Annotated in this window: 17 protein-coding genes and 1 riboswitch; of the genes, 6 read left to right on the plus strand and 11 right to left on the minus strand. The window is 72.1% G+C overall.

Features of this window, described 5'->3' with window-relative positions; genetic code table 11:
* Together OEY_RS28110 and OEY_RS0107155 are read left to right on the plus strand one after the other, a co-directional pair.
* Positions 1 to 711: CobD/CbiB family cobalamin biosynthesis protein (locus OEY_RS28110; RefSeq protein ID WP_043804781.1), on the plus strand; the 711-nt coding region annotated here is incomplete at its 5' end.
* Between the two features lie 51 nt (positions 712 to 762).
* Positions 763 to 1,320 carry a hypothetical protein gene (locus OEY_RS0107155; protein ID WP_010593209.1) on the plus strand — a complete coding sequence of 186 codons (558 nt, stop codon included), beginning with the start codon at positions 763 to 765 and terminating at the stop codon, positions 1,318 to 1,320.
* Between the two features lie 57 nt (positions 1,321 to 1,377).
* On the opposite strand, the gene OEY_RS0107160 is transcribed toward OEY_RS0107155, so the two are convergent.
* The 4 genes from OEY_RS0107160 to OEY_RS0107175 are packed head-to-tail and all read right to left on the minus strand — an operon-like array spanning position 1,378 to position 4,599.
* Positions 1,378 to 2,112, minus strand: coding sequence for a cobalt-precorrin-6A reductase (locus OEY_RS0107160; RefSeq protein ID WP_010593210.1), 735 nt, complete (start codon positions 2,110 to 2,112; stop codon positions 1,378 to 1,380).
* Positions 2,109 to 3,602, minus strand: coding sequence for a cobyric acid synthase (locus OEY_RS0107165; protein WP_010593211.1), 1,494 nt, complete (start codon positions 3,600 to 3,602; stop codon positions 2,109 to 2,111). Before OEY_RS0107165 ends, OEY_RS0107160 begins: the two co-directional genes overlap by 4 nt.
* A gap of 5 nt (positions 3,603 to 3,607) precedes the next feature.
* Positions 3,608 to 4,423 (minus strand): CbtA family protein, encoded by an 816-nt coding sequence (locus OEY_RS0107170; protein ID WP_010593212.1) that lies wholly within the window; start codon positions 4,421 to 4,423, stop codon positions 3,608 to 3,610.
* An 11-nt stretch (positions 4,424 to 4,434) separates the two neighbouring features.
* Positions 4,435 to 4,599: a CbtB domain-containing protein gene (locus OEY_RS0107175; protein WP_003938359.1), complete on the minus strand. Its 165-nt coding sequence runs from the start codon at positions 4,597 to 4,599 to the stop codon at positions 4,435 to 4,437.
* A gap of 59 nt (positions 4,600 to 4,658) precedes the next feature.
* A riboswitch (cobalamin riboswitch) is annotated at positions 4,659 to 4,772 on the minus strand.
* Between the two features lie 63 nt (positions 4,773 to 4,835).
* On the opposite strand from OEY_RS0107175, the gene OEY_RS0107180 reads away from it, so the two are divergent.
* Complete coding sequence (locus tag OEY_RS0107180; protein WP_029539931.1) at positions 4,836 to 5,366, plus strand: histidine phosphatase family protein; 531 nt, start codon at positions 4,836 to 4,838, stop codon at positions 5,364 to 5,366.
* A gap of 6 nt (positions 5,367 to 5,372) precedes the next feature.
* On the opposite strand, the gene OEY_RS0107185 is transcribed toward OEY_RS0107180, so the two are convergent.
* From OEY_RS0107185 to OEY_RS0107195, 3 genes are all read right to left on the minus strand, one after another.
* Positions 5,373 to 6,305: a cation diffusion facilitator family transporter gene (locus OEY_RS0107185; protein ID WP_010593214.1), complete on the minus strand. Its 933-nt coding sequence runs from the start codon at positions 6,303 to 6,305 to the stop codon at positions 5,373 to 5,375.
* A 67-nt stretch (positions 6,306 to 6,372) separates the two neighbouring features.
* Positions 6,373 to 7,518 carry an FUSC family protein gene (locus OEY_RS0107190; protein WP_010593215.1) on the minus strand — a complete coding sequence of 382 codons (1,146 nt, stop codon included), beginning with the start codon at positions 7,516 to 7,518 and terminating at the stop codon, positions 6,373 to 6,375.
* The gene (locus OEY_RS0107195; protein ID WP_003938363.1) at positions 7,505 to 7,921 is read right to left on the minus strand and encodes a DUF3151 domain-containing protein; all 417 of its coding nucleotides are present in this window, start codon (positions 7,919 to 7,921) and stop codon (positions 7,505 to 7,507) included. The genes OEY_RS0107190 and OEY_RS0107195 overlap by 14 nt, the downstream gene beginning before the upstream one ends.
* Before the next feature lie 80 nt (positions 7,922 to 8,001).
* On the opposite strand from OEY_RS0107195, the gene OEY_RS0107200 reads away from it, so the two are divergent.
* Positions 8,002 to 9,003 (plus strand): Rv0361 family membrane protein, encoded by a 1,002-nt coding sequence (locus OEY_RS0107200; RefSeq protein WP_010593216.1) that lies wholly within the window; start codon positions 8,002 to 8,004, stop codon positions 9,001 to 9,003.
* A 110-nt stretch (positions 9,004 to 9,113) separates the two neighbouring features.
* Here OEY_RS0107200 and fbaA read toward each other — a convergent pair whose 3' ends face one another.
* Complete coding sequence (fbaA, locus tag OEY_RS0107205; RefSeq protein WP_003938365.1) at positions 9,114 to 10,151, minus strand: class II fructose-bisphosphate aldolase; 1,038 nt, start codon at positions 10,149 to 10,151, stop codon at positions 9,114 to 9,116.
* A 151-nt stretch (positions 10,152 to 10,302) separates the two neighbouring features.
* On the opposite strand from fbaA, the gene OEY_RS0107210 reads away from it, so the two are divergent.
* Together OEY_RS0107210 and OEY_RS0107215 are read left to right on the plus strand one after the other, a co-directional pair.
* A complete protein-coding gene (locus OEY_RS0107210; RefSeq protein ID WP_010593217.1) occupies positions 10,303 to 11,118 on the plus strand; it encodes a VTT domain-containing protein in 816 nt (271 codons plus the stop codon).
* Between the two features lie 23 nt (positions 11,119 to 11,141).
* On the plus strand, positions 11,142 to 11,807 hold the full coding sequence (locus tag OEY_RS0107215; protein WP_010593218.1) for a DedA family protein: 666 nt from the start codon (positions 11,142 to 11,144) through the stop codon (positions 11,805 to 11,807).
* Positions 11,808 to 11,936: 129 nt separating this feature from the next.
* On the opposite strand, the gene OEY_RS0107220 is transcribed toward OEY_RS0107215, so the two are convergent.
* The 3 genes from OEY_RS0107220 to OEY_RS0107230 form a co-directional block, all read right to left on the minus strand.
* Entirely contained in the window at positions 11,937 to 12,983 is a 1,047-nt protein-coding gene (locus OEY_RS0107220) for a GTP-binding protein (protein WP_010593219.1), read from the minus strand.
* A gap of 17 nt (positions 12,984 to 13,000) precedes the next feature.
* A complete protein-coding gene (locus OEY_RS0107225; protein ID WP_010593220.1) occupies positions 13,001 to 14,161 on the minus strand; it encodes a glycoside hydrolase family 76 protein in 1,161 nt (386 codons plus the stop codon).
* Positions 14,162 to 14,237: 76 nt separating this feature from the next.
* On the minus strand, positions 14,238 to 14,618 hold a 381-nt coding region (locus tag OEY_RS0107230; protein WP_010593221.1), incomplete at its 5' end, for a TrmH family RNA methyltransferase.

Raw genomic sequence — 14,618 nt, forward strand, 5'->3', positions numbered from 1 at the left:
CTGCTGCGGACGGCGGTGACGGCGGCCGCGACGTGGACCGTGCTCGGCGGCCGCTCGCTGGCGCGGGAGGCCACGACGATCGACGGCCAGCTGCGCCGTGGGGATCTGCCCGCCGCGCGACGGCAGGTCACCCACCTCGTCGGCCGCGACCCGTCGCAGCTCGACGCCGCCGGCGTCGCCCGCGCCACGCTCGAGTCGCTCGCGGAGAACACGTCCGATGCGGTGGTCGCGCCGCTGCTCTGGGGTGCGGTGGCCGGGCCGGCGGGTCTGCTCGGCTACCGGGCCGCGAACACCCTCGACGCCCGCGTGGGCCACCGCACGCCCCGTCACGAGCGGTTCGGCTGGGCGTCGGCCCGGTTCGACGACGTGCTCAATCTGGCTCCGGCGCGGCTGTCGGCGCTGCTCGCGGTCGGCCTGGGCGGCCGGCCGGGTGCGGCGCTGCGGGCCTGGCGCCGGGACGCCCACCGGCACCCGAGCCCGAATGCGGGTCCGGTGGAGGCCGCGTTCGCCGGGGCGCTGGGGGTCACGCTGGGCGGGGTGAACGTCTATCACGGTGTCGTCGAGGACCGCGGCACTCTCGGTGACGGTCCGCCGCCGCAGCCGGCGGACCTGGGGCGTGCGGTGCGGCTCGCCGCGCGGGTCGGCGTGGGAGCGCTGGCGGTGTGCACTGTCCTCACGGTCGCGACCAGGGATGTGGCGCGCATCACGTAAGAGGTGTAACACTGTAATCAGTGAAACACCCTTCGTCCCGAGGAGGACGACATGCGACACACCCCCCACATGCACGGACCCCGCTTCGGACGCCCCGGCGGCTGGCAGCAGGCCGACGTCCCCGATGCGAGCGACGCCACCGAGTGGTTCTCCGGACGACTGCCCGACGACTGGTTCACCGGCCCCGCCACCATCGAGGTCGACCGCGAGGAGATCGTCGTCGTCGGGGAACTCCCCCCGCCCGAGGACGCCGGCGCCGCGGCCGTCGACGGGCGCATCGCCCGCTTCCGGGAGAGCACCCGCCCGGACCGCATGCGCATCGCCGACGAGGCCGAGGCCCGCTACGGCCGGAAGGTCGCCTGGGGCGTCACCCTCGGCGATCGCCGGGTGTTGTTCACCCACTTGGCCGTTCCGGTGATGACCCGGCTGCGCCAGCCCGAGCGCAAGGTCCTCGACACCCTCGTCGACGCCGGCGTCGCCCGGTCGCGTTCCGACGCGCTCGCCTGGTGCATCAAGCTCGTCGGCACGCACAGCGAGCAGTGGCTCGCCGAGCTCCGCGAGGCGATGCGCAAGGTCGACGACCTGCGCGCCGAGGGCCCACAGGTCTGACGCCGCAGATCGGCGCGGCCCGCGGACGTACGCGCGCGAAATTAGATGCGCGGGTGTCTATTTCGCGAGCGGCTCGGCGGCCCAGGCGACGGCGTCGGCGACCGTCGTCACCGTCGGCACCCCCGGCGGCGACGGCGGTCGGCGCACGACGACGACCCGCACGCCGAGTTCGGCCGCGGCGTCGAGCTTGGCGCGGGTCAGGTCCCCGCCGGAGTCCTTCGTGACGAGCACGTCGACGCCGTGGCCGGCGAGCAGCGCCCGCTCGCCGTCGAGCGTGTAGGGGCCCCGGGCGAGCAGCACCGTCCACGAGTCCGGCACGTCGAGGTCCAACGGTTCGACCACCCGCACGAGGACACGGTGCCGCGCGAGGGGGCCGAGGAAGCGGTCGAGGGTCTGACGTCCCGTGCTCAGGAACACGCTCGTGCCCCCGGCCGCTGCCACGGCCGCGGCGTCGTGGTCGTCGACCCACGTCCAGTCGGCGGTGCCGGTCCAGCCCGGCCGCGCGAGGCGCAGCAGCGGCACCCCGGCCGCCGCGCACGCGGTCGCGGCGTTGCCGCTGATCCGCGCGGCGAACGGGTGCGTCGCATCGACGACCCGGTCGATCCCGTTGCCGCGCAGGTACTGTTGCAGTCCCTCGACGCCCCCGAAACCGCCGATCCGTACCTCGCCCACCGGCAGCCGCGGGTTGCGTACCCGTCCCGCGAGCGACGACAGGTACGCCACCCCCGCGGTCTCCAGACGAGCGGCGAGCGCCCGGGCCTCTCCGGTGCCACCGAGAACGAGCACCGTCATGCCAGGCCGCCGGTCAGGGTGGGCAGCGCGGGCCGGTCCCCCAGCATCCCGAGCAGGGTGTCGACGTCGAGGTGCTCCTCGATCATGTCGGCGAGCACCTCGAGGCGGGCCTCGCGTGCGTCGTGGAAGCCGACGGTGCCGGTGGCGACGTCGCGGCCGGTGAGTGCGGCGACCTCGCGGAGCCAGGCGGTGCGCAGGGCGTCGGCCTCGAGGCTGCCGTGCCACATGGTGCCGAACACCGTTCCCGCCCGGGCGCCGCCGAGGAACTCCTCGTCGCCGCCGCGGGAGATGCGGCCGTGGTGGATCTCGTAACCCGAGGCGGGGACCCCGAGCGCCGTCCCGGTCGGCAGCCGCAGCACCTTCTCCGGTTCGAAACGGGTGTGCACGTCCAGCAATCCGAGCCCGTCCACGCACGCATCGCGCGTGCCTTCGACGCCGTGCGGATCGGCGATCCGCCGGCCGAGCATCTGGAATCCGCCGCAGATGCCGAGCACCACGCCCCCACGACGGGCGTGGTCGGCGACGGCGGTGTCGAGGCCGCGACCGCGCAGCCACGCGAGGTCGGCGAGGGTGGCGCGCGTACCGGGCAGGATCACCACGTCGGCACCGACGACGGCGCGGGGGTCGTCGACGAACCGCACCCGCACGTCCGGCTCGAGGCACAGGGCGTCGACGTCGGTGAAGTTGCTGATCCGGGGCAGCATCACCACCGCGACGGTGAGCGCGCCGGCGCCGTCGTGGGCGGGTCGCGACGACAGGGCCAGCGAGTCCTCCGAGTCCAGCCACAGGTCGCGCTGCCACGGCAGGACACCGAGAACCGGCCTGCCGGTGATCTCTTCGAGCGTGTCGAGGCCGGGCCGCAACAGCCCGACATCGCCGCGGAACTTGTTGATCACGAATCCGCGGACGAGGGCCTGGTCGGGCGCGTCGAGCAGGGCGAGGGTGCCGTACATGGCGGCGAACACCCCGCCGCGGTCGATGTCGCCGACGAGCACCGTCGGCAGGTCGCCGTGCCGGGCCAGACCCATGTTGACGTAGTCGTGGGCCCGCAGGTTGATCTCGGCGGCGCTGCCGGCGCCCTCGCAGACCACGACGTCGAAGCGGGCGCGCAGGTCGTCGAATGCGGCGAACGCGGCGTCGGCGAGATGTCGTCGCCCGCCCGCGAACTCGCCGGCCTCGAGGTGCCCCGCGGGGCGGCCGAGCACGACGACGTGGCTGCGACGATCGCTGCCGGGCTTGAGCAGCACCGGATTCATCGCGGCCTCGGGCGTCGCGCGGGCGGCCACCGCCTGGATCCACTGCGCGCGGCCGATTTCCACGCCCTCACCGGTGTCCGGGTCGAGGGCCACCATCGAGTTGTTGGACATGTTCTGCGCCTTGAACGGCGCGACCGACAACCCGCGTCGGGCCAGCGCCCGGCAGATCCCGGTGGTCACCACGGTTTTCCCGGCGTCGGAGGTGGTTCCGGCGACGAGCAGGCCCTGTCCCACGCCGGCTACGCCACGCGGACGGGTGCGCGCCGATCGGCGCGTTCGGTGAGGAACGCGAACGCCACCCCCAGGGCGAACCACAATGTGGTCTGGATGACCACGGACGCAACGCGGAAGTCCCACAGCAGCGTCGCCGGGAATCCGGCACCGACCTCGTCGATCGTCGGCAGCACCGCATATCCGAGGCCCACCACGACGAGGAAGGCCAGGACCGGGCCTGCGAGCCGGACGGTGCGCATCTCCTGGCGGGCGAGGGCCTTCGCGACGGCGACCGCCACCGCGAGCGCGACGAGGCCGAGCACGACCGTCGCGACCCACAGGAGCGTGCGCTGGTCGATGGTGTCCGGGTCGCCCACCGCGGGCGGATTGGCCGGGTACTTCAGGAACGGCACCGCCGCGACCGCGAGCCAGCCGGCTCCGGCGCCGAGCAGTCCGAGCACCGGACCCGACAGCGTGGTGTGGCGGCGCGCGAAGTGCAGCACCGAGGCGTACAGCGCACCGAGCGCCAGCCCGCCGAGGGTGGTGGCGAGGATCAGGCCCGCCTTCTGCCCGGTGCGGCCGACGAGGGCGTCCTCGCCGTGGCTGTGACCGGCGGATCCGGCCTCGTGCGTGTGGGTGTGCGCGCCGGTGGCGGCGTGTTCGGCGGCGGATTCCTCGAGCGCGATCGCGGCCTCGATGTGCGGCTCGCCGATCACGAACGCGACGGCGCCGGCGAGCAGGCCCGCGAGGAGACCGGCGAGCAGGCCGCGCAGCAGGATCCGGGTGTAGGGACCGGCCAGTGGGACGCTGTCCGAGACGGCGGCATCCGGGTGCGGTGACACGGCCCCCGCGCTCAGTGACACGGCAGGCCGAGCAGGTGCCGGCCGTCGTGCATCAGTTCGTGCATGAACATGCCGGTGCGCGACACGGCACCCTGGTCGAACCCGACCAGGTAGAGGGTGACGAAGGCGAGCAGCACGACGGCGGTGATCGCGGCAGCCAGCGCTGCCGAACCCATCGTGGACTCGGGGGTGTGGACAGTAGCCAAAGCATCCTCCTGGGATAACGCGTCCCGTCGAAAGTTCTTGCACCGAGGGAGTTTTCTGACTCCCGGACGTCACGTCCGGTCACAGTGGCGCGACCGCTCCGGACTTGCACCGGATTGCCTGCACCTCGGCACGGGTAACGAAGGAACATTCGCACCCCCGCCTTCCCCTGTCAAGGCGAACGCGCGGGGTGTGGTTCGATGACGCCGTGGTTCGTCTCACCCTCCTGGCCCACGCCTCGACGGAGGCGCAACGCGCCGTCCGGTTCCCCGCCGACGAGCCGCTGTCGCAGCGCGGCAGGCGCGAACTCGGGCGCGTGGTGGCGCCGGTGGCCGACCGCGTCGTCGTGGCGCCGGAGCGCCGCACCACCGAGACCGCGGCCACGCTGGGCGCGACGGCCGGTGTCGATCCCGCGCTGCGGGACCTGGACTACGGCGACTGGGCGGGGCTGGCCATGGACGAGGTGCCGGCCGCGGGTCTGCACGAGTGGCTGACCGATCCGCACGCGGCACCGCACGGCGGCGAATCCGTCGCGGCGCTGGGTGACCGGGTGGCGGGATGGCTCGACGAGCTGGCGCCGGGACGGGTCGTCGCGGTGACCCACCCCGCGGTGATCCGCGCCGCGACCGGGTACGCACTGGGCGCGGGACCGCGGTCGTTCTGGCGGATCGACGTGCGTCCGCTCGCCCGGGTCCGGCTGCACGGACGGTCGGGCCGGTGGTCGCTGCGGCTGGACTGAGCCGCGTTACCAGGTGACGTTCTCCTCGCAGCGCCGCCCGTTGACGGTCGTCTCGACCTGCACGGTGGCGTGCTCGAGCCCGTGCGAGGTGAGGACGGCGCGGGCCGATTCGAGCACCCACTGCGGGTCGTGGTCGCTGATCAGGTGCACCGTGGCGACGTCCATCCCGGTCGTCAGGGTCCACACGTGCAGGTCGTGGACGCCGGTGACGCCGGGCAGGGTGGACAGGTCGGCGCGGACCCCGTCGACGTCGAGGTGCGCGGGCGACGCCTGGGTGAGGATGCGCAGCGACGCCGCGGCCAGCCGCACCGCCCGCGGCACCACCCACAGCGAGATGAGGACGCCGACGACGACGTCGGCGAGGGTCCAGTCGAACAGCAGGACCAGGGCGCCGGCGACGAGGACGCCGACGCTTCCGACCGCGTCGGCGAGGACCTCGAGGTAGGCACCGCGGACCGCGAGACTGTCCTTGGCATCGGCGCGCAGGAGCAGCATCACGACGAGGTTGGCGGCCAGACCGGCCGTCGCGGTGAGCACGAGGGCCGTGCCGGGGATGTCGGGGGCGTCGCCGATGCGGTGGATCGCTTCGTAGAACACCCAGACCGCCACGACGAGCAGGAGTGCGGCGTTCGCCATCGCGGCGAGCACCTCGGCACGGTGCCAGCCGAAGGTGCGGGCGGCGGCGGTGCTCCCGCGCCGCGCGAGGATCAGGGCGGCCATCCCCATGGACATGCCCACCACGTCGGTGAGCATGTGGCCGGCGTCGGCGAGCAGGGCGAGCGAGTCGATCCACAGGGCGACGCCGGCTTCGAGGAGCAGGAACGCCACCAGGATCGCGAGAGCGATCGCCATCCGCCGCAGCCGCCCCCGCGACGGCCCCGCCTCGCCGGGCGCACCGGCTCCGGCGTGACCGTGCGAATGACCGTGTCCGACCCCCATGATCCTCCCTCCGAAGTTTCGGCCATCATATGCAGACATACGCATATGTTCAACGGAGGGGTGGGGGTCAGGACTCGGGCGGATACGCCGGATGCTCCACGGTCGGGGGCAGGGTCGCGATCGCCGAGATCCGTTTCAGCCCCGCCACCTGGAGCAGGTCCACGATCAGCGAGCGGATCTGCGCGAACACCACCGTGGCCGACAGACCCGCACCCTGCACCTGGTCCGGCTTCATCTCCCGGGCCACACTCCGCAGCACCCGGGCCGCCTCCGCCTGGTCCGGCTTCTCCCCCGGCTCGGCGAGGACCATCGCCCTCAGCACGTCCACCGCGTCGGCCAGTTCGTCGATGCGCCGCACCAGCCGCGGATCGAGGATCTCGTCGTCGCGCACGAGCGAGAGCGACCGGCGCGCCAGCACGCGCGTGTTGCGCATGGCGTTGTCGATCGGGTCCGCCGCGGCCGTGAGCCGTTCGAGCCGCGGCCGGCTGTTCCAGTACAGCGGCGAGATGCGGCTGATCTCCTTGCCGCCGGAGATGTTGGTGCGCATCGCGTCGATCGCCGACTGCGTGGCCCGGGCCTCGCGCAGGGCCGCCTCGATCGGCTTCGGGTTGTTCTCGACCAGGCCGGTCTCGACCTTGCGCAGCACGTCCGCCGCCGTGGCCAGCACGTTCGCCGCCTCCCGGCGCGCCCGGCGAACCGGATGCGTGGGAATCACGGCGACGACGGCGATGCCGACCAGGCCGCCGACGAGGGCGTCGACCATGCGGTCGACGCCCCCGGACCCGCCGGGCGGGATCAGGGTCGCCACGAGCACCGCCGAGTTCCCGGCCTGCATGGAGAAGATCGGACCGCTGTTCAGGGCCACCGCCGTGCCCATCGCCATCGCGACGACGAGTGCGATCTGCCACGGACCGCTGCCGATGAACGAGATGATCAGGTCGCCGATGCCGATGCCCACGGTGACCCCGCAGACGAGTTCGACCGACCGGCGCATCCGCGCCCCCAGCGACAGCCCCAGCGACACGACCGCCGCAATGGGCGCGAAGAACGGCTGCTCGTGTCCGACCGGTCCCGTCGCCACCCACCAGGCGATGCCCGCCGCGAGCGCGCACTGCAGGATGGGCAGCGCCGAGGACCGCAGCCGGCGCCCCGACGCACGCAGCCGCCGGCGGACGCCGTCCCTGGTGGGCAGCCGGGGACTAATCGACGCCAAGCGCTTCGGCGGCGCGGGGATCGCAGTCCTCGAGCAGGTCGAGGCAGCGGGCGTGCTCGTCGGCCTCGCCGATCTCCTTCGCGGCGCGGGCCAGCGTGGCGACGCACCGCAGGAAACCCCGGTTGGGTTCGTGCTCGTACGGCACGGGACCGAAGCCCTTCCAGCCGTTGCGGCGCAGCTGGTCGAGACCGCGGTGGTAGCCGGTGCGGGCGTAGGCGTAGGCCGCGATCGTCTCGCCGCGCTCGAGGGCGGCTTCGGCCAGGTAGGCCCACGCGATCGACGCGGTGGGGTGGTCGGCTGCCACCTTCGCCGGATCCTCGCGGTTCAGCAGCGCCGATTCCGCCTCGTCGTCGCCGGGCAGCAGGGTGGGTTGGGGTCCGAGAAGATCACCGAAAGACGTCATGGCCACCATTGTGCCCACCGCGGGACGACGGTCGTTAGGCTGCCCGGGAGAACAGCCGTCCGCTCAGCAAGGGGGATCGCGTGCCGGATCCGAAGAACGAAGACACCACCACGTCCCCCGATCCGGCGACGGGCGCACCCGATTCCTCCGCAGCGCCCGGCGACGCCGAGGGCCCGGCACCGCACGCAGGCCCGCAAGGCGGCACACCGGCCACGGACAACCCCCGTTCCTCCACAGCGCCCGGCGACGCCGAGGGCCCGGCACCGCACGCAGGCCCGCAAGGCGGCACACCGGCCACGGGTCCCGCCGACCGCGCCGCGAACGAGCCGGCCTCGGCGAGCGAGGCGGAGACCGTGGCCATCCCGGCCGCGCGGCGCGCCGAACCGGCCCCCTCCCCCGCCGACGCGCCCACCGCCCGCATCGCCGTCACCACGCACACCCCCAAGCAGGCGCCGCAGCGGATCGTTCCCCAGCGCGCCGAACCGCAGCGGGTCCCGCCGGCGGGGCCGGAACCGCACCGTGCCGAGGCCCGGCGGGTGGAGCCCCAGCGCATCGAACCCCGGCGCACCGAACCCCAGCGCGTCCAACCCCAGCGCGCCCAGCCGGTCCCGGGGCCGCAGCGCATCGACCCCGTCGCACCCGGCAGGCGGGGCCGGCGAGGCTGGGTGATCGCCGCGCTCGTCGCGGGACTGCTCGTCGTCGCCGCAGTGGCGGCCGCGGCCGTGAAGGTCTACCTGGACGACCGGGCGGCGAACTCGCCGGAGGCCCGGATCCGCGCCACCGTCGAGACCTTCGTCGGTGCGCTCGCCGCCGGCGACCTGACGACGCTGCGCACCACGACGTGCGGCGGACTGCAGGAGTTCTACGCCTCGGTACCGCCCGAGCAGTTCGCGGACATCCACCGCACCGCCGTCGACCAGGGCACCGTGCCCGTCGTCACCGGCGTCGACAAGGTGCAGATCACCGACGGCCAGGCCATCGCACAGGTCACGGCGCACCCCGCCGGGACGCCGACCGACGTCACCCAGCGCACCTTCGACCTGGCCCGCGAGGGGGAGGACTGGAAGGTCTGCGGCGAATGATCCGCGACGAACGGTAGAGGGCGAACGGTAGAGGCAGAACGAAACGACGCGAGCGGTGCCGCGGGCCGGGCCCGCGTCACCGCTCGCGTCGGACGACTGCGCGGGATCGATCAGCCGGCGGACACCGAGCGGCCCGCGGACTTGAGGTCGTTGCAGGCCTCGACGACCCGAGCGGTCATCGACGCCTCGGCCTTCTTCAGGTAGCTGCGCGGATCGTAGGTCTTCTTGTTGCCGACCTCGCCGTCGATCTTCAGCACACCGTCGTAGTTGGCGAACATGTGCCCGGCGATCGGACGGGTGAACGCGTACTGGGTGTCGGTGTCGACGTTCATCTTCACCACGCCGTAGCTGAGCGCCTCGTCGATCTCGGACTTCAGCGAGCCGGAACCGCCGTGGAAGACCAGGTCGAACGGCTTCGAGCCGGCCGCCAGGCCCAGCTTCTTCGACGCGGCGGCCTGGCCGTCGGCCAGCACGGACGGCTTGAGCTTGACGTTGCCCGGCTTGTAGACGCCGTGGACGTTGCCGAACGTCGCGGCGAGCAGGTACTTGCCCTTCTCGCCGGCGCCGAGCGCGTCGACCGTCTTCTCGAAGTCCTCGATCGAGGTGTACAGCTTCTCGTTGATGGCGTTCTCCACGCCGTCCTCTTCACCGCCGACGACGCCGATCTCGACCTCGAGGATGATGTTCGCGTCCTTGGACAGCGCGAGCAGTTCCTGGGCGATCTGCAGGTTCTCGTCGATCGGGATGGCCGACCCGTCCCACATGTGCGACTGGAACAGCGGGTTCTCGCCGTTCTTCACCCGCTCCTGTGAGATGGCGAGCAGCGGGCGCACGAACCCGTCCAGCTTGTCCTTCGGGCAGTGGTCGGTGTGCAGCGCGATGGTGACGTCGTACTTCGCGGCGATGACGTGTGCGAATTCGGCGAGCGCGACGGCGCCGGTCACCATGTCCTTGACACCGAGGCCGGAGCCGAACTCGGCGCCACCCGTCGAGAACTGGATGATGCCGTCGCTGCCGGCGTCCGCGAAGCCCTTGATCGCGGCGTTGATGGTTTCGGACGAGGTGCAGTTGATGGCCGGGAACGCGAAGGAGTGGTCCTTGGCGCGGGCGATCATCTCGGCATAGACCTCGGGAGTCGCGATTGGCACGGCGGCTGTCCTCCAGATGAGAGTCGATGGGTGCCTTCCCGGGGGTGCGGGAGGGCTCCAGGGTTGTCCCTGCAGTATGTCAACTGTCGGCGCGGGGACACAGTCGGGTGCCCGCCATGATTCGGGTCACCGGCCTCCCACCGGTACTCTGGTGGCCGTGAGTGTGCTCGGAGGACTGGAGTCCGTGACCGTCGTCCCGGAGACCGTGACGAATCTGGCGTTACTGCCGGGATTCCTGGACCCGGTGAATCTGCTCAACTCCTTCGGCACCTGGGTGCTCATCGGCCTGCTGCTCGTGGTGTTCATCGAGTCGGGTCTGCTGTTCCCGTTGCTGCCGGGCGACTCGCTGCTCTTCACCGCCGGTCTGATCGCCGCCTCGAAGTCCGAGGAGATCCCGCCGTTCGCACCGCTGTGGGTGCTGATGGTGACGATCCCGATCGCGGCGATCCTGGGCGACCAGGTGGGCTACTGGATCGGTGCCAAGGGCGGTACGCGCCTGTTCAGGAGCTACGACTCGAAGATCTTCAACAAGGGCTACATCGACCAGTCCGAGGACTTCTTCCAGCGGCACGGTCCGATCACGATCGTCCTCGCCCGGTTCGTGCCCATCGTGCGCACCTTCGCGCCGGTGGTCGCGGGCGCGTCCCGCATGAAGTACCCGGTGTTCCTCACCTACAACATCGTGGGCGGCATCCTGTGGGGCGCCGGCGTGACGCTGCTGGGCTACCTGCTCGGTCAGATCACCTTCATCCGCGACAACATCGACATCATCTTCCTGCTGATCGTGTTCGCCTCCGTCGTCCCGATCATCCTCGAGGTCGGCAAGCACCTGATCGCCAAGCGCAGGGCCGCCGCCGTCGTCGAGGCCGACGCCACTGCCGACGAGGCCGACGCCACTGCCGCCGAGGCCGACGCCACTGCCGACACGGTGCCGGTGCCGACGACGCGTCGCGACACCACGCCCTGAGCACGCGCGCGAACGCGTCCTCCATGATTCTCGCCGCGGAGACCTTCGGTCCGCTCGAAACCGCCGGGCCCGCCCTGGTGTGGCTCGTCGTCGTGACGTTCGTGTTCGTGGAATGCGCCATCATCCTCGGCCTGTTCCTGCCCGGGGACTCCATGCTGCTGACCGCCGGCGTCGTGCTGGCCGCCCACCATTCCGGTGCGGCGCAGGTGTGGGCCCTGTCGGTCGGGGCGATGGTGGCTGCGATCGCCGGGAACCAGGTGGGTTACGTGATCGGCCACCGGCGTGGTCACCACCTCATCGCCCGCCGCAACGGCCGATACCTCAACGCGGCCAACCTGCGGAAGGTCAATGTCCTCCTCGACCGGTACGGGTTCTGGGCGGTGCTGATCGCCCGCTGGATCCCGTGGGTGCGGACGCTGTCTCCGCTGGTGGCCGGGGCCGCGCGGATGAACCACACCCGCTACACGATCGCGTCCACGATCGGCGCGATCCTGTGGGCACCGGTGCTGCTGCTCGTCGGGTTCTACTTCGGCGAGTACCTCGAGCGGGTCTCGTGGCTGCTGCCGACGGTCCTCGCCGTGATGGCCGCCGTCCTCGTCGTGGGCACGGTGCTCGGCGTCCGGCAGTACCGGATCGAGATGGCGCGGCCGGCGGTGGACGTGGAGATCGCGGACGTCGACCCCGACTGAGCGGCCGGCTGCCCCGGTCGACACGGCCTGCACGCCCGCGGCCATCGCCTGAGGCCATCGCCTGAGGCCATCGACTGAGGCCATCGACTGAGCCCGCTGTCGATGTCCGGGAGGGGTGGGGATGCGCGTTCAAACGAGGGCGGGGTCCAGGATGCGGCGCGGAGTGTCCGGATCCAGGCGCACGCCGATGAAGACGATTTCCTGCCCCGGCGTCTCGCCGGTCCGGGACCACGGCTGGGCCGGTTCGAGCACCAGATCGGGGCCGGCCTGCGACCAGACCGCCGCGGTGTCCGGGTCGTCGGCGAACCAGCAGAAGCCCTTGCTGCGCAGCACCCCGTGCAGATTCTCCACGGCCGCCTCGAGCCGGGCGCGGTCGAAGGGGCGATCGGCGCGGTAGACGACGCTGCGGATGCCGTACTCCTCGGTCTCCGGGGTGTGGCCGCCGGCGAGTTCCTCGGCCCAGCCCGGGGCGAGTGCCGCCGCCTCCGGGTCGTAGCGTCCGGTGCCGACGACCTCGCCGATCGGGACGGCGCCGTGGACGGTGCGCAGGAGCCGCGCCGTCGGGTTGAGCCGGCGCAGGGTGGCCTCGACGGCCCCGGCGACGGCGTCGCTCACCAGGTCCGTCTTGTTGAGCAGCAGCACGTCGGCGAATTCGACCTGGTCGACGAGCAGGTCGGAGATGCTGCGCTCGTCGCCCTCGCCGGCCTCGAGATCGCGCTCGTCGAGTCGGTCGCCGCGCGCGAGCTCGGCGAGGAACGTGGTGGCGTCGACGACGGTGACCATCGTGTCGAGGCGCGCGAGCTGCCCGAGGCGGAAGCCGTCGTCGAACTCCCAGTCGAACGTCGCGGCGACGGGCATCGGCTCGGAGATGCCGGTCGACTCGATCACGAGGTGGTCGAACCGGTTCTCCCGGGCGAGCCGCGCGACCGTCTCGATCAGGTCCTCGCGGAGCGTGCAGCAGATGCAGCCGTTGGTGAGCTCGACGAGCTTCTCGGTGGTGCGGTCGAGGCTGCCGTCGACGAGCGCGGCGTCGATGTTGATCTCGCTCATGTCGTTGACGACGACCGCGACGCGGGCACCGTCGCGGTTGGCGAGGATGTGGTTGAGCAGCGTGGTCTTGCCCGCGCCGAGGAAGCCGGAGAGCACGGTGACGGGCAGTGGGGTCGCGGCGGTCATGCCGTCGACGATAACCGTTATCGATAACCGTTTTCAAAATGGGTGCCGTCGGGTCGCGCAGAACTCGGTCCCGGCGCCCGCTCGGTGGCGACGGCGTACGCCGATTCCATCAGCATCCACCCGCTCAGCTGCACCGACAGGTCCCGCTCCGCCACGCCCGAGCTGCGCACCGTGCCGCCGGAGAAACGCGCGATCCCGGGTGCCGTGCCGGGCAGCCGGGCCTGCACGGACCAGTCCCGCCCGAACAACGGCAGCCCCTCGATCTGCAGGCGGTTCGCCCACGCGGCCTGCGCGGACGCGAGCACGATCCGCGCGGCGAGCCGGCGCGCGCGTTCGTCCTCCACGTCGACCACCGGCAGCGTCGTCGCGACCATCGCCAGATACCGGACGAGGATGCCGTTGAACAGTCCCCCGTCCCCACCGCCCCCGCCGGTGATCACCCCACGGTCCGCCAACTGGGTGTCCACGGCCTCGACGAGGGCGTGCACCCGCTCCCGGTGCCGCGGCTCGCCCATCCGCACCGCCAGCTCGGTCTCCAGCCCGAGCACGACGCCCTGGCAGTACGTGTAGACCGCGCGCTCGACCCGGCCACCGCGGATCCCGTCGAAGATCAGGCCGGTCTCCGGATCACGCAGCGTCTCGTGGATCCAGTCCGCCATCTCCTGGGCCCGCAGCAGCTTGCCGGTGCGGGCGAGCAGCAGTCCCGCCGGGCCGTTGGCCGGGGTGTTGTAGAAGTCGTCGCGGCGCCGCCAGGGGATGCCCCCGCCCCGCTCGGGGGCCCACGCCTCGAACAGCTCGTTCTCGAGGACGGCGATGGCGTCGCGGCGGTCGACGTAGAGGTGCCGCTGCGCGCGCTCGAGAGCGAGGCCGAGCCAGGCCATGTCGTCGAAGTAGTTGTTGGTCCAGCCGAGAAGGTTGCGAATCCGGTGCGAGCGCGTCAGCCGCACCACCCGGCGCCGGCGCCGCGGCGTCGCCTCCCGCTCGGCGGCGTCGACCGCGAGATCGATCAGGTGCGCCTGCCACCAGTAGTGCCAGGTGAGGAAGAGTCGTTCGCGGCGCACCGCCGGCCATCCGACGACTCCGAGCGCGGTGCCGGGCAACGCCCACAACCGCCGCACGTGCCGCGACGTGACTGCAGCCTCCGCGAGATCCGCCCGCTCGGCCCACAAATCCGACATGTCGTCGCCAACCTCGTCTCACCGTCGCTACCGCTACCAGCTTTCCCCTATCGGCCGCACCTCGTCGAACGTTTCCTCACCAGGCGCGGTCGAGGTCGGCGTGCTGCCGGATCCAGGCGTGCATCGCGATCCCGGCGGCGACGCCGGCGTTGATGCTGCGGGTCGAGCCGAACTGGGCGATGGACACCGTCGTCGCGGCGACCTCCCGCGCCCGCGCCGTCACACCGGGGCCCTCCTGGCCGAACAGCAGCAGGCACGCGCGGGGCAGCCGTGCGGTTTCGAGTGGCACCGATCCGGGGGTGTTGTCCACCGCGACGATCGTCAGGCCCTGTCCGGCCGCCCAGTCGAGGAGGGAGTCGACGTCCGGGTGGTGCACGAGATGCTGGTACCGGTCGGTCACCATCGCGCCGCGACGGTTCCAGCGCCGGCGGCCGACGATGTGCACGGCGGGCGCCGC

The sequence above is a fragment of the Rhodococcus sp. P14 genome (assembly GCF_000256505.1).
Lineage (GTDB): Bacteria > Actinomycetota > Actinomycetes > Mycobacteriales > Mycobacteriaceae > Rhodococcus > Rhodococcus ruber.

Coding starts and splice junctions, on each gene's coding strand:
- OEY_RS0107160 (WP_010593210.1), bottom strand. CDS start 2,112: ATGACGGTGCTCGTTCTCGGTGGCACCGGAGAGGCCCGGGCGCTCGCC.
- OEY_RS0107155 (WP_010593209.1), top strand. CDS start 763: ATGCGACACACCCCCCACATGCACGGACCCCGCTTCGGACGCCCCGGC.
- OEY_RS0107220 (WP_010593219.1), bottom strand. CDS start 12,983: ATGACCGCCGCGACCCCACTGCCCGTCACCGTGCTCTCCGGCTTCCTC.
- OEY_RS0107185 (WP_010593214.1), bottom strand. CDS start 6,305: ATGGGGGTCGGACACGGTCATTCGCACGGTCACGCCGGAGCCGGTGCG.
- OEY_RS0107175 (WP_003938359.1), bottom strand. CDS start 4,599: ATGGGTTCGGCAGCGCTGGCTGCCGCGATCACCGCCGTCGTGCTGCTC.
- OEY_RS0107195 (WP_003938363.1), bottom strand. CDS start 7,921: ATGACGTCTTTCGGTGATCTTCTCGGACCCCAACCCACCCTGCTGCCC.
- OEY_RS0107215 (WP_010593218.1), top strand. CDS start 11,142: ATGATTCTCGCCGCGGAGACCTTCGGTCCGCTCGAAACCGCCGGGCCC.
- OEY_RS0107225 (WP_010593220.1), bottom strand. CDS start 14,161: ATGTCGGATTTGTGGGCCGAGCGGGCGGATCTCGCGGAGGCTGCAGTC.